Source organism: Arthrobacter sp. 3Tela_A (genome assembly GCF_049311025.1).
Taxonomy (GTDB): Bacteria; Actinomycetota; Actinomycetes; order Actinomycetales; family Micrococcaceae; genus Arthrobacter_B.
On the sequence record NZ_JAXIOM010000004.1, the window covers coordinates 88,103 to 106,488 of the forward strand.

At 64.1% G+C, this 18,386-nt stretch carries 19 protein-coding genes and 1 pseudogene; 3 read left to right on the forward strand and 17 right to left on the reverse strand.

Features of this window, described 5'->3' with window-relative positions; genetic code table 11:
• Positions 1 to 54: 54 nt before the first annotated feature.
• The 6 genes and pseudogenes from TVC13_RS02685 to TVC13_RS02710 all read right to left on the reverse strand — a co-directional run.
• Positions 55 to 642 carry a GNAT family N-acetyltransferase gene (locus tag TVC13_RS02685; RefSeq protein WP_422399702.1) on the reverse strand — a complete coding sequence of 196 codons (588 nt, stop codon included), beginning with the start codon at positions 640 to 642 and terminating at the stop codon, positions 55 to 57.
• 50 nt (positions 643 to 692) lie between these two features.
• A complete protein-coding gene (locus TVC13_RS02690) occupies positions 693 to 1,271 on the reverse strand; it encodes a DUF1992 domain-containing protein (RefSeq protein WP_422399703.1) in 579 nt (192 codons plus the stop codon).
• 27 nt (positions 1,272 to 1,298) lie between these two features.
• Positions 1,299 to 2,288: an aldo/keto reductase gene (locus TVC13_RS02695; protein ID WP_422399704.1), complete on the reverse strand. Its 990-nt coding sequence runs from the start codon at positions 2,286 to 2,288 to the stop codon at positions 1,299 to 1,301.
• Between the two features lie 138 nt (positions 2,289 to 2,426).
• The gene (locus TVC13_RS02700; protein ID WP_422399705.1) at positions 2,427 to 2,906 is read right to left on the reverse strand and encodes a YbaK/EbsC family protein; all 480 of its coding nucleotides are present in this window, start codon (positions 2,904 to 2,906) and stop codon (positions 2,427 to 2,429) included.
• Positions 2,907 to 2,969: 63 nt separating this feature from the next.
• Positions 2,970 to 3,845, reverse strand: a complete 876-nt coding sequence (locus TVC13_RS02705) for an aldo/keto reductase (protein WP_422399706.1) — start codon at positions 3,843 to 3,845, stop codon at positions 2,970 to 2,972.
• A gap of 105 nt (positions 3,846 to 3,950) precedes the next feature.
• A pseudogene (locus TVC13_RS02710) lies at positions 3,951 to 4,064 on the reverse strand (CGNR zinc finger domain-containing protein); the annotation flags it as partial.
• A gap of 149 nt (positions 4,065 to 4,213) precedes the next feature.
• On the opposite strand from TVC13_RS02710, the gene TVC13_RS02715 reads away from it, so the two are divergent.
• Positions 4,214 to 5,047 carry an SDR family oxidoreductase gene (locus TVC13_RS02715; RefSeq protein WP_422399707.1) on the forward strand — a complete coding sequence of 278 codons (834 nt, stop codon included), beginning with the start codon at positions 4,214 to 4,216 and terminating at the stop codon, positions 5,045 to 5,047.
• Between the two features lie 27 nt (positions 5,048 to 5,074).
• Here the strand turns inward: TVC13_RS02715 and TVC13_RS02720 are convergent, their stop codons facing one another.
• Complete coding sequence (locus TVC13_RS02720; protein WP_422399708.1) at positions 5,075 to 5,764, reverse strand: M15 family metallopeptidase; 690 nt, start codon at positions 5,762 to 5,764, stop codon at positions 5,075 to 5,077.
• A gap of 126 nt (positions 5,765 to 5,890) precedes the next feature.
• The gene (locus TVC13_RS02725) at positions 5,891 to 7,279 is read right to left on the reverse strand and encodes a flavin monoamine oxidase family protein (protein ID WP_422399709.1); all 1,389 of its coding nucleotides are present in this window, start codon (positions 7,277 to 7,279) and stop codon (positions 5,891 to 5,893) included.
• 148 nt (positions 7,280 to 7,427) lie between these two features.
• Between TVC13_RS02725 and arfB the strand changes: the two genes are divergently transcribed.
• Entirely contained in the window at positions 7,428 to 7,850 is a 423-nt protein-coding gene (arfB, locus tag TVC13_RS02730) for an alternative ribosome rescue aminoacyl-tRNA hydrolase ArfB (RefSeq protein WP_422399710.1), read from the forward strand.
• A 28-nt stretch (positions 7,851 to 7,878) separates the two neighbouring features.
• On the opposite strand, the gene TVC13_RS02735 is transcribed toward arfB, so the two are convergent.
• The 9 genes from TVC13_RS02735 to nrdH all read right to left on the reverse strand — a co-directional run bounded on the left by TVC13_RS02735 (position 7,879) and on the right by nrdH (position 17,072).
• The gene (locus tag TVC13_RS02735; RefSeq protein WP_422399711.1) at positions 7,879 to 8,667 is read right to left on the reverse strand and encodes a hypothetical protein; all 789 of its coding nucleotides are present in this window, start codon (positions 8,665 to 8,667) and stop codon (positions 7,879 to 7,881) included.
• Positions 8,668 to 8,814: 147 nt separating this feature from the next.
• Positions 8,815 to 9,606, reverse strand: a complete 792-nt coding sequence (locus TVC13_RS02740; RefSeq protein WP_422399712.1) for a hypothetical protein — start codon at positions 9,604 to 9,606, stop codon at positions 8,815 to 8,817.
• Between the two features lie 147 nt (positions 9,607 to 9,753).
• Positions 9,754 to 10,545 carry a hypothetical protein gene (locus TVC13_RS02745; RefSeq protein WP_422399713.1) on the reverse strand — a complete coding sequence of 264 codons (792 nt, stop codon included), beginning with the start codon at positions 10,543 to 10,545 and terminating at the stop codon, positions 9,754 to 9,756.
• Positions 10,546 to 10,555: 10 nt separating this feature from the next.
• Entirely contained in the window at positions 10,556 to 12,355 is a 1,800-nt protein-coding gene (locus TVC13_RS02750) for a hypothetical protein (RefSeq protein ID WP_422399714.1), read from the reverse strand.
• The gene (locus TVC13_RS02755) at positions 12,336 to 12,794 is read right to left on the reverse strand and encodes a DUF6507 family protein (protein WP_422399715.1); all 459 of its coding nucleotides are present in this window, start codon (positions 12,792 to 12,794) and stop codon (positions 12,336 to 12,338) included. Before TVC13_RS02755 ends, TVC13_RS02750 begins: the two co-directional genes overlap by 20 nt.
• A 203-nt stretch (positions 12,795 to 12,997) precedes the next feature.
• Positions 12,998 to 13,972, reverse strand: coding sequence for a class 1b ribonucleoside-diphosphate reductase subunit beta (gene nrdF / locus TVC13_RS02760; RefSeq protein WP_091604277.1), 975 nt, complete (start codon positions 13,970 to 13,972; stop codon positions 12,998 to 13,000).
• Positions 13,973 to 14,011: 39 nt separating this feature from the next.
• Complete coding sequence (gene nrdE, locus TVC13_RS02765; RefSeq protein WP_422399740.1) at positions 14,012 to 16,150, reverse strand: class 1b ribonucleoside-diphosphate reductase subunit alpha; 2,139 nt, start codon at positions 16,148 to 16,150, stop codon at positions 14,012 to 14,014.
• Positions 16,147 to 16,695 carry a class Ib ribonucleoside-diphosphate reductase assembly flavoprotein NrdI gene (gene nrdI / locus TVC13_RS02770; protein ID WP_422399716.1) on the reverse strand — a complete coding sequence of 183 codons (549 nt, stop codon included), beginning with the start codon at positions 16,693 to 16,695 and terminating at the stop codon, positions 16,147 to 16,149. Before nrdI ends, nrdE begins: the two co-directional genes overlap by 4 nt.
• A gap of 131 nt (positions 16,696 to 16,826) precedes the next feature.
• Entirely contained in the window at positions 16,827 to 17,072 is a 246-nt protein-coding gene (gene nrdH / locus TVC13_RS02775; protein ID WP_055240898.1) for a glutaredoxin-like protein NrdH, read from the reverse strand.
• 355 nt (positions 17,073 to 17,427) lie between these two features.
• Between nrdH and TVC13_RS02780 the strand changes: the two genes are divergently transcribed.
• Positions 17,428 to 18,372 carry a LysR family transcriptional regulator gene (locus tag TVC13_RS02780; protein WP_422399717.1) on the forward strand — a complete coding sequence of 315 codons (945 nt, stop codon included), beginning with the start codon at positions 17,428 to 17,430 and terminating at the stop codon, positions 18,370 to 18,372.
• Positions 18,373 to 18,386: the final 14 nt, after the last annotated feature.

Consider the following 18,386-nt stretch of genomic DNA (forward strand, 5'->3'; position numbering starts at 1 on the left):
GTGTGCCGAGGACCGGCAGCTCCGTCGAGGGCGGCCGGTGCACCCGTAACGGGTTTACCCGGTACCGGCCCGGCCCGGAGCGCGCAGCATCGACCAGACCGGCGGGCCGCCGTCGGGCATCTCCGAGACTGCCCAGACGTCGAATCCGAACCGGCGGTAGAACGCCACATTGTCTTCGGCGGAGGTTTCCAGCGCGACGGTGCGCTCTGGACCGGCGGCCAGCATGGACTCCATGAGCCGGGCACCCAGGCCGTTTCCCTGCGCTGACGGTGCGACGGCGATGGTGGCGAGCGTCCAGGACCCGCCCGGCGGCTGCGGCAGGGAATATTCGAGGTTCCTGGCCGAGACGCCGTGAAGGGACACCAGTTTCTCCTGCAGCTCCGGCGTCAGCGGGGCCAGCTCACCCAGATCGGGAGGCAGCAGGACTGCGACGGCGGAGCGGTCCCCGTTGGTCCACACCTCGCCGTGCGGAAGCGCGAGGTGTTCCAGATAGAGCCGCTGGATGGCTCCGATCCGGGCCTCCCGGCGCTCGCTGTCCACGGTCCAGCGGGTCCAGACGTAGTCTGCGAACGCCTCCGCCAGGACGGCAGACAAGGCCGCGATCTCCGCCGGCGACGCGTGCTCCAGCCGTGCAATACCCATGCTTCTGTTTCTCCAAGTCTGTCTGGTTCCCGCTGCCCAGGGCAGAGCGGCTACTTCGAACCGGTCCACGCCCTGCGCCACCAGGGCCGGCGTGGCTCCGGCTCCGGTTCCGGCGCCGGATCCCCGGCACGCCGCTCGCGCCAGCGCTGCACCTCCAGCTCAACGTTCCGCAGCCTGGTAACGACCGGCGGCCCGCCCAGCAGCTGCCGCCGTGCCTCAATGATCCTGCGGTTGAAGTCCTCCACGGTTTCGCGGACCTGCGCGGCGGACGGCTTGGCGTCCAGTACGCCGTCGAGCTCCGTGTCCTCGACCCGCAGCAGCAGTGCCGGAGGACCCAGGCCGCTGATGTTCTCGCGTTCGATCAGGCCCTTGACCCACCAGTCGGGATCATTGGCTTCGCTGAGGTTGGGGATAGGTTTGCCCGCGTACTGCAGGTTGTCGAACTCGCCGCGCATCATCGCGTCCCGGATCAGGTAGTCCGCTTTGCTGGCCGGATCAACCTGTTCCTTCCGGCGCCGCAGCTCCGCTTCCTCCTCGGTCTCCTCCTGCTGTTCCGGAGCACCGGCCGCCCGTATCCTCGCTGCCCGTTCCATCCGACGCCGGTAGGCGTCAGCCCCGCGGTTGCCCATTGCTGCTTGTCCTCCCAGCCCCAAAGGCTAGCGGTCGATCGTCTTCTCCAGTTCTTCAGGGTAGCGGGCGCCCTGGATCGGAATGCGGGCGGCGGCGTCGTCAATGGCCTGCAGGTCCTCCGCGCTTAGGGCAACGCTCGTGGCTTCGAGGTTCTCCTCCAGCCGCTCCAGCTTGCGCGTCCCCGGAATCGGGACGATCCATGGCTTCTGCGCCAGCAGCCAGGCCAGCGCAATCTGCGCAGCCGTTGCATCCTTGGCCTGCCCTATGCTCTCCAGCAGGTCCACGACCGCCTGATTGGCCTGCCGGGCCTGCGGGGTAAAGCGCGGCAGTTTCCCGCGCATGTCCCCGGCCGCGAACTCGGTGGAGGAGGAGATCTTCCCGGTGAGGAAACCGCGCCCCAGCGGACTGAAAGGCACAAACCCGATGCCCAGGTCGGCGCACGCCGGCAGTACGTGTTCCTCCGGCTCGCGCCACCACAGCGAATACTCGCTCTGCACCGCAGTGACAGGCTGGACGGCGTTGGCCGCCCGGATGGTTCCCGCCGAGGCTTCAGAGAGGCCGAAATGCTTTACCTTACCCTCGGTGATGAGGTCCTTCACCGTTCCAGCCACATCCTCGATGGGCACCTGGGGATCAACCCGGTGCTGGTACAACAGGTCAATGAACTCCGTCCGCAGCCGCCGAAGCGAGCCGTCCACGGCTTCCCGGATGTGCTCGGGACGGCTGTCCAGTCCGATCTGCCGGCCGTCCCGGTTGATCTTGAACCCGAATTTGGTGGCCACGACCACCCGGTCCCGGAACGGTGCCACAGCTTCCCCTACCAGTTCCTCGTTGAGGTAGGGACCGTAGACTTCCGCGGTGTCGAAGAGCCGTACCCCGCGGTCAAAGGCAGTACGGATCACGTTGATGGCATCTTCGCGGCTGCCTGTTGGTCCGTAGCCCTGGCTGAACCCCATGCAGCCCAGACCCAGCTCCGATACCTTCAGCCCCGCTGTGCCCAGCTCACGCGTCTTCATCCGTCTCCTCCCGCCGGCGGACAAACAGCGTCCGGCTCCGGTTCAGCCGGCTGCGGTCTGTTCCGCTCGTTTTGCCTTCCACCCTGCGCCCGGCCGGCAGCGCCGTCAACAGCTTCGGCGCTGTTCCTGCGGAAATCCTCAGTCCACCTGGGCTACGGCGCCGCCGGTGAGCCGGACGAGTTCATCGAGGTCGGTCCGGAACACCGAGTACGGCGTTCCGGCTGCCACCCATACATCCGGATAGCTGCCCAGATCGCGGTCGATGACGGTTTCCACAGGTGTGGGATGGCCCACCGGAGCCACGCCGCCGATCTGCTGGCCGGTCGCCCCGCGCACCTGATCCGCTGATGCCCGCTTGATCTTCTGCCTGTTCAGCCGCTTCGCCAGCGCAGCGGTGTCCACGCGGTGGGCACCGCTGGTGATGACCAGGAGGGGAACGCCGTCGGCCATAAACACCAGGGAGTTGCCAATGGCTCCGACGTCGCAGCCCAGGGTCTGCGCTGCCTCGGCAGCAGTCCGTGCCGAACCGTCCGTGACGACAATCCGGGCAGCTGATCCCAGCTGCACCAGTGCCTCTTTGACCCGCGCCGCTGCCGCTGCCCATTCCGGATTCTCCATGCCCGCGACACTAGCAAAACCGGGCCGTGCGGCGTCGTCATATTCGGGCTGGAACGCCCTGGCCTAGCTGCGGGTGATCGTGTCCGGCTCCGGGCCGGAGCGGATGCCGGTGTCCAGGGCATTGATGTTGGAGAGCTCCTCGGCGCTGAGGGAAAAGTCGAAGAGGTCGATGTTCTCAGCAATCCGTTTCGGCGTGACCGACTTGGGAATCACACAGATCCCCAGCTGGATTTCCCAGCGGAGAATCACCTGGGCCGGGGTCTTGTGGTGTTCCGCGGCGATGCCCACGATTACCGGATCGTGCAGCGGGTCCTTCGGCGCCGTACCGGAACCGTGCTTCCAGTAGCGGGTGACACCGCCGATGGGTGACCATGCCTCGGTCAGAATGCCGTTTTCAAGATTAAAGGAGCGGAGTTCCGGTTCGCTGAAGTACGGGTGAACCTGGATCTGGTTCACGGCAGGTACGACGTCGGTGCGGGCCAGGAGTTCGCTTAGCTCCGCGGTGCTGAAATTGCTGACTCCGATGGCCCTCACCCTGCCCTGCTCGTACAGGGTCTGCAGCGCCTGCCAGGACGCTACGGTGGCCTCGAAATCTGAGGGCAGCGGCTGGTGGAGCAGGTACAGGTCCAGCACGTCCAACCCCAGCCTTGCCATGCTCGCATCGAAGGCGCGGAGAGCTGAGTCGTAGCCGTAGTCATCCACCCACAGCTTCGTGGTGATAAAGAGTTCGGCCCGGTCCACACCGGACTGGGCCAGGGCCGCGCCCACCTCAGTCTCATTGCGGTACGCCGCTGCGGTGTCAATCAGCCGGTAACCGTTGGCGAGCGCCATCTCCACCGCAACCGTCGTCTCCGCCGGAGCACTGCGGTACACCCCGAATCCCACGGCATCCAGGGCGATGCCGTTGTTCAGGGTCAGCTTGGGCATGATGGCGTTCATTGCAGCTCCTAGCGCGCATTGGCTCTGTCTTCCAAGAATCCCGCAGTCTGAACGCGGTGCACAGCCTTCGGTGCTTGGCCGGGTGCTGTGGTGCTGGATGCAGGGTCAGGAACGGGACGCCCGGTGCCGGCGGACGGCGGCCCGGTTGCCGCAGCGGACGGAGCAAAAACGCTGCCTGCCGTTGCGGGTGGTATCCGCCACCACGTTCCGGCACGGGTCGCCAGGCGCCTCACCTGCTTGGGAAGGCGTCGCTTTTCCGTGCCGGCAGCGCACCAACCCTGCGTTAGCATGCATCTTCGCAATGCCTACCGTTGTTCGCAGCCGGCTGGCGGGGAAGACTGGGAACAACCTAGGGAGCGGAGCGGATCATGTCAGCTGACGTGCTGGTTGTCATCGGAGCGGGTGGCATGGGGATGGCGGTGGTGCGCCGGTGCGGAGCCGGCCGCAAAATACTGCTGGCCGACTTCAACGAAGCCCTGCTCCAGGACGCCGTGGATGCGGCGCTCGCGGACGGATACGACGTCGAATCCTCCGGCGTGGACGTCTCCTCGCGGAACTCGGTGGCCGCGCTCGCAGCCACCGCCCGGGAACTGGGCCGGGTCACCGCCGTCGTGCATACTGCCGGGCTCTCCCCCGCCCAGGCACCTGCTGAGGCGATCTGGAAGGTGGACCTCTACGGGGTGGCAGTGGTGCTGGAGGAATTCGAGAAGGTCATTGCCGCCGGCGGGGCCGGAGTGGTGATCTCCTCGATGTCCGCGTACATGGCCGGCGGCAGCATTCCCCCGGATGCGCTGGCGGAACTGGCCGCCAAACCGGCGGACGATCTGCTGGGCCTGCCTTTTGTGACCGGCATCGACAACCCGGGATACGCCTACTCGGCGGCGAAGCGTGCCAACCAGGTGCGGGTGCAGTCCGCGAGCCTGCGCTGGGGTGCCCGCGGCGCCCGGGTCAACAGCATCAGTCCGGGCGTGATTTCGACGCCGATGGGCCAGCAGGAGCTCGCCGGCGAGTCCGGGGCGCAGATGCGGGCAATGATCGACGGCTCGGGAACGGGCCGGGTTGGAACACCCGGAGACATTGCGAATGCTGCCGCGTTCCTGATCAGCAGCGACGCGTCCTTCATCACCGGCGTGGACCTGCTGGTCGACGGCGGCGTGGTGGCTGCCCTGGAAGCCGGGCGGTCCGCGGCGTCGGCCGGGTAGGCAGGACGGAGCGCCTGACGCGAACGCTCAGTAGTTCGGGGCAGCAGGCAGGCCGGCGAATTCTTCCAGGGTTCTGCCGGTTTTGTGCAGCTCATTGGCCAGGTCAGTACCTACAAAACGCAGGTGCCATGGCTCGTAGGCGAAGCCGGTCACGGTTTCCCGGCCCGCGGGATAGCGGATGACGAAGCCGTACCGGTGGGCGTTCTCCGCAGCCCAGGCGCCGGCAGGCGTCGCTTCGAAACAGGCCTCGAGGGCGCAGGTTCCGTCCGCGTTGCCAATATCCACGGCCAGGCCGGTCTGGTGTTCGCTGTGTCCCGGCCGGGCTGAAATCGCGTCCGCTGCAGCATCCCCGTAGGTCGCCGAGTAGGAGAAATGGATGTGGGCCTGGTCCTCGGCAGTCCGGAACCCGCTGACAGCGGTAATACCGATGCCGGCAGCCGCAGCATCCGCACTCAGCTGGTCGTAGGCAGCTGCCGCCTCGGGGCGCAGCAGCACTCCCGGCCCGTCATGCAGGTCCGCCGGTACGTACGCCCGGTCCGCCAGTGGACGGTTTTTATTGACGACGACCGTGAGGCTGTCCGGGGAATCAAAGTCCAGCCCTGCGGTTTGGGCCGAAGCCTGCTGGGCCTGCGACTCGAACCAGGACAGATATCCCAGCAGGCAGAGACAGACACACCCGATGAGGGCAATGTGTGTCTTGACGAGCTGGCGCGGCATTTCTTCCTCCACCGCAACTTTCCCACAATCCGGCGGCGTGGAGCAGCATCGACGCGAAAACCGGCGGCGGGACGGACCCGGTCCCAAAGGCCTGCCCCGCCTGTAATGTGCCGGCGTCGGACTGTTTTAGGCCGGAGCGTTCGCAGGGTCAGCACCGCAGGGCACTGCCTCAGAGAGCACCGAGTACGGAATCTCCGCTGCGAGTATCCGAACAGCGGCGCGGTGTCCTGAGCACAGGGCCGCATTCACGGTGGCTGGATCAGCTTCCCAGGTAGCTTCCCCAGCCAGGTGCAGCACTCCGTCGATCGGTTCAGCCAGGCGCGTGTGATCCTCCGCGGTGCAGCCGCGCGTCATGTAGGCGTAGGCTCCGCCGGCCCACTCATCCCCCTGCCAGTCCGTGATCCTTGCGTGCACGGGGTCGGGGACGCGGTAACCGTAGATCTCTCTCAGGGATGCCATGACCGAATCCACCACTCGCTCGTCGGACCATCCCTGGATGTCCTGCGCGCACTCCCCTGCCGCGAACGTCAGCAGCGTCGGCTCACCGGAGATGTCCGTCAGGTCGTACCAGGAATGCCACCACTTTGCTGCCCCGCCCTGGCGGCGGACGGCATACACACCCTCATCCCAGAACCGTTCCGGGAACCGCAGGAAGACCTTCTCGAAGGCGTTCATCCGAAACTTGGAGACCGCCTCGGTGACCAGCTGGGGCAGCGGCGGGTCAAAGGCGATGCGTTCCGACTGCAGGACTCCGATCGAAACTGTGATGACCGTCTGGGCAGCAGTGAAGGTTCCCCGGTTCGTCTCCACCACGACGCCGGACTCCACCCCTGCGGCTCCGGGCCGCAGGACGCGGGCCACCACGTGTTCAAGGCGCACGTCGAGCCCTGCCGCGAGGTTTGAGGCCAGCTGGTCGTACCCGCCCGGGAAAACCACCTCGTCGCCGAGAATGACTTCGTCCTCCAGTCCGTGGGCGTCGAGCACGCGCGAGTCGGCACCGTACTGTTCCTCGGAGCGGTGATCCAGGTATTCGACGACGCGTGCGGCGCGCTCCGGGTCCCAGCCTTCGGCGTCGGCCACCTGTGCGACGGCGGTGCGGGCCGCGTCCGCGTAGCAGGCGCCCGGCGGAAGGGCCTCGATGACGGCGGTGAGCTGGACTTCCACGCGGGCGGCGTCGTCGATGAACTGTTCGGCGGCACTGTCGGAGAGCCGGGCGCCGTCAGGCCTGTAGTAGGCGATGGGCCGGCCGCCGGGCTGGTAGCTGCCGACCGTGAACTCGGCGTCGGCCATGCCGAAGGTGCACGTGAGTGCGTGCAGCGGCCCGCCGTCGATCCCGTGGATCCAGGAGGCTCCGAGGTCCGTGATCCGGCCGTCGAGGCGTTCGGTATGCAGCCGGCCGCCAATGCGGTCCCGCGCCTCGAGCACCACGACCCGCTGGCCCTTGGCCGCGAGCGTCCGGGCAGCGCTGAGGCCCGACACTCCGGCGCCCACGACAATTGTGTCGAATTCCTCCATACCGATATTCACCGCTCAATTCGCTTTCCAGATGATGGGAACCTTCTTTTCCCTCACACTAGTGCGGCGTCTGAAAAGCGTGTTTATTCGATGTCATCTGTGACTCCGCAGCGAAGCGGCCTCAGCGCTTTCATGCAAGGCTGGATCCATGGACTTACCGGTATCGCCTGCACTGACGATCCCCGCAGCGGAACTCGTGTGGCGCTTCTCCCGTTCATCCGGACCGGGCGGCCAGCACGTGAACACAACGGACAGCCGCGTCGCCTTGTCCTGGAACGTCGCCGGCTCAGCGGCGCTGTCCGATGACCAGCGCGCGCGGCTGCTGCAGCGGCTAAAGAGCCGTCTGATTGGTGGTGCACTGGTCGTGACTGCTTCCGAACAGCGCTCCCAGCTGCGTAACCGGGAAATCGCCCTGGCCAAACTTACCGAGCTGGTGGCTGAGGCACTGGCACCAGGGCCTGCCTCGCGCCGCCGGACCAAACCCACCCGCGGCTCCAACTTCCGGCGCCTCGATGCAAAAAAACAGCGGTCAGACACAAAGCAGCAGCGGCGGAAACCTCCGAGGGATTAGGAGCTTCACCCGGTTCATCGCACTGGGGTCAGCTGCCCTGCGGTGCCAGCTCCACCTCACGGTCCAGGGCTTCCAAACCCGCGGGAAGACCGTCCGGGAACCGAGGAGTGTCCTGTTTCTTGGGGCGCTTGGACAGTTTCGGCGCGCCTGCTTCCGTCAGTTCCCTGTTGAGTACGACGATGCTTTCCACCGTCCATTCCCGAGCGACCCTCAGTGTGCCGTCTCCAAAGGGGAAAGCGACTTCCCCGTCGATCTCCGGCTCGGTGTAGGCCTTGGCAGAGGTCCAGGAAATGTAGGAGGCCCTGGTCAGCGGCAGCGTTGAATTTACTTCCGAGGTACTGAGCCGGGCGTAGTCGGGCTGCCAGATGCGAACGACTTCAGCGAACATGGCCGCTGAGTCGGAAACGGAGCCGAGGGGGAAGACATCGTCCAAGGCCATGTGAATCTTGTTCCAGCGGTCCAACGGTGAGCCACATGTAATGTGGATCCGGGCTGCCGCCGGCAAGTCGTCACCTTCCGGCCCGGAGCTCAGAAACGCAGTGAAGGACGTTGCCGTTTCACCCCATTCCAGGTCGCGGTTCTCCTGGAGGAGATCGGCAAGGACATCCGGGCTGGTCGGCACGACCACAAAGGTCGCTTTTCTGCTCATCAGGTCTTCGGTGTCGCGGTACCAGCTCATCCCTGTTTTTTCTGACAGGAGTACCAGAGCCGCGGACAGACGGGCAGACGAGGATTCGCAGCCCTCCTCGCGGCCGTTCCAGCCGAGGCTAATGGCGGCCCGGCTCTCGGCTCCGAAGATTTCCTTAACAGTCTTCACGAAGTTCAACCTACCCGTCTTTCGGCACGGGCAGCCTGTTGGGCTGGCTGATCATGGACCACGAGTCGTCAGCCGAAGAGCTCGGGCTATTGCATGACCCTTCCGCGGATATGGCCATGGACCTTGCGGTAAGGAATCCGCCGGCTACTACTCCCCCGCCGCGGCAGGAACAGCGACTGTGGATAACACCCTGGCCAAATCGGGGGTATCAGACGGGAACTGCGGCGGATCCTGCTGTGCTGGGCGCTTGCTGAAGCTTGGTGCACCTGCCGCTGCCAGCTCGGCATTCAGGGCGACGACATGTCCAGGAGTCCATACCCTTGCCGCGCGAAGGCTCCCGTCCCCGAACGGGACACTGACTTCGAGGTCGCTCACCGGTTCCGCATAGGCCTTGTTCGACGTCCAGGACAGGTATGCCGCCCGGGTCATCACGAGCTCTTTCTGAGCTGCGGAATTGCTCAGCCTGGCATGGTCAGGCTGCCAGACGCGGACCAGCTCAGCGAACAGGGCAGCTGTCTCAACGGGGCCGCCGAGGGGGAAATCATCTGCAAGCTCCAGCTGTATCTGGTTCCAGCTGTCTGCTGCTGATCCCACGGAACCGGACAGAGCCGCCGCCTCCGCGTTGCCCAGGGAAGGCGTGTCACGGCTCAGGAGGAACCGGAAGGTGGCAGCTGTGTCTCCCCAGTTGGTGAAGAGCTGCGTCCGGAGAATTCCGACGAGGACGGCCGGGTCAGCCGGGACAGGCACAAAGTTTGAGGTTCGGCTCTGCAGGTCTTCAGCGTCGCGGTACCACTGCAGTCCTGTGAGGCCGGACAGAAGGGACATGGACGCGGCGAGTCGCCGGGCAGAGGATTCGAGGCTTTCCTCGCGTCCGGCCCAGTTGAGGTTCGCGTACGTGTCTTCGCACGCGTCTCCAAAAACATCCTTCACGGTCCTCACAGCGCTCAACCTACCCGTTGTTCGGCATGGGGACCCAGTTGATCCCGGGCTGTCCGTCATGCCCCGAGGATAGCGTCAGCCCCTACTCCCCGGCCTCGGCAGGAGGAGCGAATGTGCATAGGTTCGCCGGCTGCCCCTAACTACCGCTCAGGCGCCCTGCGGTGCCAGCTCCACCTCACGGTCCAGGGCTGCCAAACCTGCGGGAAGCGCGTCCGGAAACTGCGGAACGTCCTGCTTCTTCGGGCGTTTGGACAGCCTCGGGGCGCCGGCGGATTCGAGTTCCCGGTCGAGCGCGGTGACCCCTTCAACCGTCCATCCCCGCGCCACGCTAAGAGTGCCGTCTCCAAACGGGAACCGCACATCCATCCGGGTTTCCGGCTCAGCGTAAGCATTGCTTGAGGTCCACGAAATATAGGAAGCCCGGGTGAAGACCCTGTTCTCCAGCACCGCGATGTTCGTCAGTCTGGCGAAATCAGGCTGCCAGATCCGGACCAGCTCCGCGAACCATCTTGTGGCCTGCGCAGGAGAACCCATAGGGAAGTCTTCCGAGAGTGAGATCTGTACCTTGTTCCATTTGTCGACCGGAGATCCCACCGACGCGTGAAGTTGGGCCAAGGCCGGTTCCCCTTCTGCCGGGTCAGTCGCACTCAGGATGGCGGAAAACGATGATGCAGTCTCGCCCCAGTCCAACCGGACTTCCTCTCGGAGGAGGTCGGCGACTGCGTTTACGTCCGGGGGTACTGTCGCAAAATGTGCTGAGCGGCTCTCCAGCGGCTCTGTATCCCGCCACCACTGCAGCCCGGTGAGCTCAGAGAGCAGCACCATGCTGGCAACAAGGCGTGTGGCTGCTTCGAGCTGAGTCTCTTCACGGCCGTTCCAGCCAAGACCCACGAAAGTGTCCTCGCTGTGCTGGCCGAGCATTTCCCTGACTGTCTTCACGGAGTTCAACCTACCTGTCTTTTGGCATGGGGACCCAGTTGATGGTCAGACGTCCCGACTCGAGCATTTCGTAGGCGTCGGCGTCCTGCATGACCCGTTTCCGGAACGCGTCGGCAACTGTTTTGTCGTCAAAGTTCCATTCCAGCCGAGCGTTGGGTATGTCTTCGAGCGCTCTGACTTGCCTGGCGAATTGGCCTTCGAACCAGGCATTCAGCTGCTTCTCGAAACGCCCCCCGATATTGGCCATCCAGGCGTAGTAGCCCTTGGACTCCTGAAAACGGTGCAGCGGCGGCGGACCTGGATCGGGGATGTATCCGTCGAAGCTGACTTCGCCCTTCGAATTCGGTGTCGTCTTCTCGACCGGGAACATGTACTCGAGCCATTTGCCGTCCACGGGATCAACGCCGGTGATGAACTGCTGGTACGGTCCTCCGTGATCTTGTGCGGTGGTGTAGTTCCAGGAGCCGCCGCCGATGCCGGTCTCCCCCAGTTGGGGCTGCATGTCCGGCGCCCGGCCGACATATCCGGGCCGCGGATCGTTGAGGTTAGGCATCCGGACTCCGTAACGGGGCGGACCATCTGCTGCCGGAGTTCCGGAGCTGCTGCCAGTGCCTCCTGAACTGCCGCGGCTGTTGGGGTCCACTGCTTCGCTGCGCCAGACGGAGGTACTCGAGTCAGCCAGCCACGTATCGGGGATGCCCGCGAACGACGGCTGCAGTCCCGCGAAAATGCCTGCGGGCCGTCTACCAGAATTCTGCGCTGAGGGTGCTGGGCGGTGCGGTGCGTGGCCTGGGGCGTGTGGCCGGACCGAACCCAGGTCACCGACCTTGAGGGCTTTGGCGGCGAGCCCGCCGGGAATGAGGATCGTGGCGATGTCGAAGATGTTGCGGCCGCCGGCGCGGGCAGGATCGGTCTCCCACATGTCCAGGCCGATCGCGTCGCCGCCCATGTCCCAGAGTTTGGCGCGCGCTGTATCGCCCAGGGGCCCGAAATGGGTGGCAAATCCCATGGTGACCACCAGGTCCCCCAGCCCGGCCCACGCTTCCTGGCCTTTCTCGGCTCCGCGGATGAACAGCAGCGACCCGGCGAACTCGACCGTATCCCTGGCGCCGTCCATGAAGCCGAACATCATGCCCTGCGGGATGGAGCCCTGTTTGAAACCCGTGTAGTTCCATTCGGCGTTGTTGCCCCAGCTGAGCAGGTTCGCCTCGCCCATGGCCTCGTACGCACCGCCGGTCAGCCCGAAGGCCCTCTCCCCTGCCCCGGCACGTCCTGTCTCATCAGCGGCACCATAGGTTGCCCCTCCCCAGATCCCTCCGAGGGCGTTTGCGCACCGGCGCTGGGTCTCCTCCAGCTCCATGGTCAGGGCTGTCAGGGACCCGAGGATCCGGTCCTGCTTGTCCGTCATGGCCCGGTCGGTGTTCCATTCCGGGTCACCGGCGGTTTCGGCCATGAAGGCCTGCGCCTCCGGCTTCACCGTGGTCAGGTACCGGGTCTTGATCTCGGCTGCCTCGTCGGCGTACCGGCGCAGGGCGGCTGCGGCTGTCTCGACGTCCTCGAGCAGCGCATTGGCGGCGTTCGTGACCGGGACCATGGCGCTGTACACGTTCTCCTGGCCGGGAGCCGTATACACGCCGGGGTTTTGCAGGGCCGACCAGGTCGTGGTGCTCTCAGCGGTGGCTTCCTGGACGGTGCGGGCAGCGTAGAGCAGGGTGACAGTGTGTTCGCGGACGCCGTCCGTGTCCGGGAACTGGGATTCAAAACTGACGAGGTCAATGGCTGCGGACCCGTCACCGCACTGGGCGATCACTGGATCCACAACCCGGGGCCGGCCCGTGTCGGGGCGTTGGGGGGTTTGCCAGCGGGTCATCCATGATGGCGGCCTGCGCTGCCTGTGCACTGCTGGTCCGGGCGGTGCCGCTCATCTCCTGGTCGGCGGTGAGAAGGATGTTTACGACGTCGGTGACCGCGGTGATGTTGTTCCGCATCCGGGTCTCGATGATGAGCATGCTTCGCTGGAGCACATAGGTGTTCAGTCCGGACAGCTGTTCGGCGACCGGCCAGGCCTGGGCCGCGGAGGCTATGTTCGCGGCGGCGGTTTCCAGGGCCCTTGCCATGGTCTCGTTTGTCTCGGACTGGCGGGCCACGTCGGAGAGTACCGAGCCGATGACTGACGGGGTGACATCGAAGTTCCCCTCGCCTCCCGCGGACGGCGGCGGGCCGGGGGTCTGGTGCATGTCGAACTTCATGATCCCCCTGGGTACAGCCTGGCCGTTGACAAGGCCCCATCCAAACGAAAGGGCTCGGACCGGTCAAGGGTGGCGCATGGGCAGAACTACCCATGTGCGCTGGATACACCGGACTAACCACAGCAGCGCTTCGTTAAACAGCTACGCCGCAGCAGGCTGCGAAGCCCGCTGCGGCGTCCCTGTGAAAGAAGCTTCTCGGGAAACTAGAAGTCCCAGTCCTCGTCTTCAGTGTTCACGGCCTTGCCGATCACGTAGGAAGAGCCCGAGCCGGAGAAGAAGTCGTGGTTCTCATCCGCATTCGGGGACAGCGCCGAAAGGATGGCCGGATTCACGTCCGTCAGGGTGGACGGGAACATGGCCTCGTAGCCCAGGTTCATCAGGGCCTTGTTGGCGTTGTAGTGCAGGAACTTCTTGACGTCCTCAGCCAGCCCGACGCCGTCGTACAGGTCGTGCGTGTACTGGACTTCGTTCTCGTACAGCTCATACAGCAGTTCGTACGTGTAGTCCTTCAGCTCCTGGCGGCGCTCTTCGGAAACAGTCTCCAGGCCACGCTGGAACTTGTAGCCGATGTAGTAGCCGTGCACAGCCTCATCACGGATGATCAGGCGGATCAGGTCGGCAGTGTTTGTCAGCTTGGCCCGGGAGGACCAGTACATCGGCAGGTAGAAGCCGGAGTAGAAGAGGAAGGACTCCAGCAGGGTGGAGGCCACCTTGCGCTTCAGGGGATCATCGCCGCGGTAGTAATCCGTGACGATGTGCGCCTTCTTCTGGAGGTTCTCGTTCTCCGTGGACCACCGGAAGGCCTCTTCGATCTCCTTGGTGGAGCACAGCGTGGAGAAGATCGACGAGTAGCTCTTTGCGTGGACGGACTCCATGAACGCGATGTTCGTGTAGACCGCTTCCTCGTGCGGGGTAAGCGCATCGGGGATTAGCGAGACGGCGCCGACCGTGGCCTGCACGGTGTCCAGCAGGGTCAGGCCGGTGAACACGCGCATGGTCAGCTGCTGCTCTTCCGGGGTCAGCGTGTTCCACGACTGGACGTCGTTGGACAGGGGCACCTTCTCAGGCAGCCAGAAGTTGTTCACCAGGCGGTTCCAGACTTCTACGTCCTTATCGTCCTGGATGCGGTTCCAGTTGATCGCCTGCACGTGGTCGATCAGCTTAAGCTTCTCGGTCATTGTTTTCCTTGTCTTGAAGAAGTTGAAGATGGACGGCGGCTACAGCATGCAGCTGACGCAGCCCTCAACTTCGGTGCCTTCCAGGGCGAGCTGGCGCAGGCGGATGTAGTAGATGGTCTTGATGCCCTTGCGCCATGCGTAGATCTGCGCCTTGTTGATGTCACGCGTGGTGGCGGTGTCCTTGAAGAACAGCGTCAGGGACAGGCCCTGGTCCACGTGCTGCGTGGCCGCGGCGTAGGTGTCGATGATCTTCTCGTAGCCGATTTCATACGCATCCTGGTAGTACTCCAGGTTGTCGTTGGTCAGGTACGGAGCCGGGTAGTAGACGCGCCCCAGCTTGCCTTCCTTGCGGATCTCGATCTTCGACGCCACCGGGTGAATGGAGGAGGTGGAGTTGTTGATGTAGGAGATCGAGCCGGTCGGCGGTACGGCCTGCAGGTTCTGGTTGTAGATGCCGTGCTCCATGACGGAGGCACGCAGCGCAGCCCAGTCGGCCTGGGTGGGGATGTGCACGTTCTCGAACAGTTCCCGCACACGCTCGGTCTGCGGAACCCATTCACCGTTCACGTACTTCTCGAAGAACTCGCCCGAGGCGTACTTGGACTTCTCGAAGCCGGCGAACGTACGGCCGGTTTCAATAGCCAGCAGGTTCGAGGCACGAACGGCGTGGTAAACGACCGTGTAGAAGTAGATGTTCGTGAAGTCGATGCCTTCTTCGGAACCGTAGTGGACCCGCTCCCGGGCCAGGTAACCGTGCAGGTTCATCTGGCCAAGGCCAATCGCGTGGGACTGGTCGTTGCCCTTGGCGATGGACGGAACGGAGCCGATGTGGCTCATGTCCGAGACAGCGGTCAGGGCACGGATAGCGGTTTCGATGGTGCGGCCGAAGTCCGGGGAATCCATGGTCTTCGCAATGTTCAGCGAGCCCAGGTTGCAGGAGATGTCCTTGCCGGTCTGGTCGTAGGAGAGGTCATCGTTGTACGTGGTGGGCTGGGAAACCTGGAGGATCTCCGAGCACAGGTTGGACATGATGATCTTGCCGTCGATCGGGTTTTCCCGGTTCACCGTGTCTTCGAACATGATGTACGGGTAGCCGGATTCGAACTGGATCTCGGCGAGGGTCTGGAAGAACTCGCGGGCCTTGATCTTGGTCTTCTTGATCCGGGAATCATCGACCATCTCGTAGTACTTCTCGGTGACCGAGACGTCGGAGAACGGCATGCCGTAGACCTTTTCGACGTCGTACGGGGAGAACAGGTACATGTCCTCGTCGCGCTTGGCCAGCTCGAACGTGATGTCCGGAATGACGACGCCGAGGGAGAGGGTCTTGATGCGGATCTTTTCGTCCGCGTTCTCGCGCTTGGTGTCCAGGAACCGGTTGATGTCCGGGTGGTGGGCGTGCAGGTACACGGCACCTGCACCCTGGCGGGCACCGAGCTGGTTGGCGTAGGAGAAGGAATCTTCAAGAAGCTTCATCACGGGGATGACGCCCGAGGACTGGTTCTCGATCTGCTTGATCGGGGCACCGACCTCGCGGATGTTGGTCAGCGCGAAGGCGACGCCGCCGCCGCGCTTGGAGAGCTGCAGCGCGGAGTTGATGGAACGGCCGATCGACTCCATGTTGTCTTCGATGCGAAGCAGGAAGCAGGAAACCAGCTCACCGCGCTGCTTCTTGCCGGCGTTCAGGAAGGTGGGGGTCGCCGGCTGGAAGCGGCCCTCGATGATTTCGTCTACCATCTGCTCGGCCAGCTGCTCGTTGCCGCGGGCCAGGTGCAGGGCAACCATGCACACACGGTCCTCGTATCGCTCCAGGTAACGCTTGCCGTCGAAGGTCTTCAGCGTGTAGGAGGTGTAGAACTTGAAGGCGCCAAGGAAGGTCTCGAAGCGGAACTTCTTCTTGTACGCGCGCTGGTACAGCTCACGGATGAAGTTCATGGAGTACTGGTCGAGGGTTTCCCGCTCGTAGTACTCGTTCTTGACCAGGTATTCCAGCTTCTCTTCCAGGTCGTGGAAGAACACGGTGTTGTTGTTGACGTGCTGAAGGAAGTACTGGCGTGCAGCCGCACGGTCGGCATCGAACTGGATCTCACCGTTCTTGCCGTAGAGGTTCAGCATGGCATTGAGCTCGTGATAGCCCAGGCCCTTATAGGCTTCCGGCAGCTCCTTGGAGTCCGTCATGCCGGCTTCTGCGACTGATGTGTCCAAAACTCTTCCAATCCTTGGTTTACCTTGGCAGCGTCCTCGGACGTGCCCATGAGTTCAAATCGGTACAAAACGGGAACCCGGCACTTGGCGGAAATAATGTCCGCGGCCAGGCAGTAGTTTTCACCGAAGTTTGTGTTGCCTGCGCCGATGACGCCCCGGATCAGTGCCCGGTTTGCCTCGACGTTCAGAAATTTGATGACCTGCTTGGGTACCGCGCCCTTGGCGGCGGCTCCCGGCTGGGCTGCCGTTCCACCATAGGTGGGCAGCAGCAGCACGTACGGCCGCCGTGCGAGGAGAGTTGGTGCTGAAGTCAGCAGGGGAATCCGTGCGGAGGGGCGGTCCAGTTTCGCGGCGAACCGTCCGGTGTAGCCCGACGCCGAGGTGAAGTACACCAGATCCGCCTCGGTGACCGGGTTGGGTTCCGGCGAGTTTTCACCGGGTTCCGGGTTTGCCGGGAGGTGCAGTGCGCCGGGGCCTGCGGCGGCCCCGGCTCCCGGAATCACGGTTCCCAATGTCATTGCGTCCTGCTTCTTTGACAACGGTTCTGGCTGCTTCTTGGTTTGCTGCGCTGGTTACTGCGAAGTCTTGCTGGTCGTGCTGGTGGTTTGTCCTGGGCGAACCCGGACAAACCGGTGAGGCTTATTTCAGCCTAGGCGACGGAGGTGACACTGGCCTGTGCCAGTTCCTCGATCTTGTCCGGGCGGAAGCCGGACCAGGAGTCCTGCTCGGTGATGACAACGGGAGCCTGCATGTATCCCAGCGCACGAACGCGCTCCAGGGCTTCCGGATCCTGGGACATGTCCACGCTCTGGTAGGCGATGCCCTTCTTATCGAGGGCGCGGTAGGTGGCGTTGCACTGAACGCACGAAGGCTTGGTGTAAACCGTAACGGTCATGGTGGTCTCCCCTAGATGATGCGAAGTCTGTCCATTGATACTACATCCAGCCACAACATCTAGTGCGGCAGCCGAGGCCCTACCCCAAGATGATGTATTACAAGTATGTCATTCGACACGTCCGTCGTCCACAGTTTCTGCACAGGCAAGGCCGTGGATTTACGTGGATTTCCGCAGGCCGCCCGGCACTTCTCCACAGCCTGTGGAGACCGGGTGCACAGGCTGTGAGGCTAAATGAATGATCGCGTGTCGTCCCCATTGGGCGTGTCGCGCGTAGTGCCTGCTACCACTAGATATTGTGGTCGACGTCGATTCAGGGCACCACAGAGGGGGAGGAAGGTGGCAAGGAAGAGCCATGGTTAATCCGATCCACCTGAAAACCCTGCTCGAGGTTATGCGCTCCGGTTCCTTTGCTGCCGCGGCACTGCACCTGGGCTACACCGCCTCCGCCGTCTCACAGCAGATGTCGGCACTTGAACGGGAAACCGGAACCACTCTCTTCGAGCGGTCGGCGCGCGCAGCAGTCCCTACGGAGGCCGCCGTGGTGATGTCCCGCCATGCTGCCAAGGTCCTCACCGACATGGACGCCCTGCTGGCCGCCGCAGCCCGCGCCGAAGCCGGGACCGGCCACGAACTGCGCCTAGGCATCTTCCCCAGCCTTGCCACGTTCGCCCTCCCCCGGCTGGTTGGTTCCCCGGACTGGAAGGACCTGGGGATCGACCTGAAGATCTTCGTGGCCGAACCCGGGCAGACCATCCAGGGGCTCCGCGGCGGCGGGGAACTGGATGTGGCCCTGGTGTTCCAGGTTGGACAGGGCGGGCTGGCATGGCCGGCAACAGTGAGCCGGCAGTGGCTCGGGGATGACAACTTCCGTGTGGTGCTGCCCGAACAGTGGGGCATCCGCGCCGGAGCCAAGGTCACCGCTGAACAGCTCTCGGACATGCCGTGGATCATGCACCACCCAGGCACCCCGGACGCGCTCGTCATCGAAAGGCTGTTTGCCAGCTGCAGCCTCCACCCGAGGGTCGCCGCGTACTGCGACGATTTCAACGCGAGCCTTCAGATGGCTGCGGCAGGCATCGGGGCTGCGCTGGTTCCCGAACTTGCCATGCTGAACCACAGCCGCGGCGTCGTAGTCCTTGATGTCCCGGAGATCCGGCTGGCCCGCTCCATCTTCGCGCTGGTCATCAACGACCGGCAGGGCCCGCGCACCCGGGTCTTCCTGGACCGGCTGGCCGATGTGCTTCAGGGCATCAGCATCTCTCCCTCCCCCGGCCCGCCGCTCACGTCACGAAACTAGGGCCGTCGGTTCCC

What these genes read in the sequence shown, in the direction of transcription:
- TVC13_RS02720 (WP_422399708.1), bottom strand. Translation starts at nt 5,764, where the DNA reads ATGCCGCGCCAGCTCGTCAAGACACACATTGCCCTCATCGGGTGTGTC.
- arfB (WP_422399710.1), top strand. Translation starts at nt 7,428, where the DNA reads ATGGACTTACCGGTATCGCCTGCACTGACGATCCCCGCAGCGGAACTC.
- TVC13_RS02695 (WP_422399704.1), bottom strand. Translation starts at nt 2,288, where the DNA reads ATGAAGACGCGTGAGCTGGGCACAGCGGGGCTGAAGGTATCGGAGCTG.
- nrdH (WP_055240898.1), bottom strand. Translation starts at nt 17,072, where the DNA reads ATGACCGTTACGGTTTACACCAAGCCTTCGTGCGTTCAGTGCAACGCC.
- TVC13_RS02700 (WP_422399705.1), bottom strand. Translation starts at nt 2,906, where the DNA reads ATGGAGAATCCGGAATGGGCAGCGGCAGCGGCGCGGGTCAAAGAGGCA.
- nrdI (WP_422399716.1), bottom strand. Translation starts at nt 16,695, where the DNA reads ATGACATTGGGAACCGTGATTCCGGGAGCCGGGGCCGCCGCAGGCCCC.
- TVC13_RS02780 (WP_422399717.1), top strand. Translation starts at nt 17,428, where the DNA reads ATGGTTAATCCGATCCACCTGAAAACCCTGCTCGAGGTTATGCGCTCC.
- TVC13_RS02755 (WP_422399715.1), bottom strand. Translation starts at nt 12,794, where the DNA reads ATGAAGTTCGACATGCACCAGACCCCCGGCCCGCCGCCGTCCGCGGGA.
- TVC13_RS02725 (WP_422399709.1), bottom strand. Translation starts at nt 7,279, where the DNA reads ATGGAGGAATTCGACACAATTGTCGTGGGCGCCGGAGTGTCGGGCCTC.
- nrdF (WP_091604277.1), bottom strand. Translation starts at nt 13,972, where the DNA reads ATGACCGAGAAGCTTAAGCTGATCGACCACGTGCAGGCGATCAACTGG.
- TVC13_RS02715 (WP_422399707.1), top strand. Translation starts at nt 4,214, where the DNA reads ATGTCAGCTGACGTGCTGGTTGTCATCGGAGCGGGTGGCATGGGGATG.
- TVC13_RS02690 (WP_422399703.1), bottom strand. Translation starts at nt 1,271, where the DNA reads ATGGGCAACCGCGGGGCTGACGCCTACCGGCGTCGGATGGAACGGGCA.
- TVC13_RS02705 (WP_422399706.1), bottom strand. Translation starts at nt 3,845, where the DNA reads ATGAACGCCATCATGCCCAAGCTGACCCTGAACAACGGCATCGCCCTG.
- nrdE (WP_422399740.1), bottom strand. Translation starts at nt 16,150, where the DNA reads ATGACGGACTCCAAGGAGCTGCCGGAAGCCTATAAGGGCCTGGGCTAT.
- TVC13_RS02685 (WP_422399702.1), bottom strand. Translation starts at nt 642, where the DNA reads ATGGGTATTGCACGGCTGGAGCACGCGTCGCCGGCGGAGATCGCGGCC.